Raw genomic sequence first — 330 nt, 5'->3', positions numbered from 1 at the left:
CCATTAAAGTCACTTGCCGTTTCAAATCGGATGCGAATGCAAGCTCCCTCGCACTCAATGGGCGTTGTACCAGCCTTGTCGTTTTTTCCCGCGTCATCAGCGCGAACCTCAAGGCCACTGGTGACACCTACACTGGCTCCTACGTTGGCGCAGGCACCGGCACCGCGGGTCTTGGCGGAAAGCGCGCTGGTAATGCCATAAGCCTCGCGATCAGATGGGCGAAAGAAGTCAACGGCGATCGGCGTGCGCAGATGACGATCGAAAAAACCGGAGCATCGGGCATGCGCCTCACAACCATCGATACCGACCCTACTACCGGTCGATCGGTTG

The 330-nt window shown here is 57.9% G+C and carries 1 pseudogene; it reads left to right on the top strand.

From position 1 onward, the window contains the following. Nucleotides 1–330, top strand: a pseudogene (locus AF337_RS44645) (hypothetical protein); the annotation flags it as partial.

Origin of the sequence: Rhizobium ecuadorense, assembly GCF_001187535.1 — a bacterium.
Taxonomy (GTDB): Bacteria; Pseudomonadota; Alphaproteobacteria; order Rhizobiales; family Rhizobiaceae; genus Rhizobium; species Rhizobium ecuadorense.
Note: the sequence above shows the minus strand (reverse complement) of the source record. Positions and strands in the feature narration are given on the sequence as shown.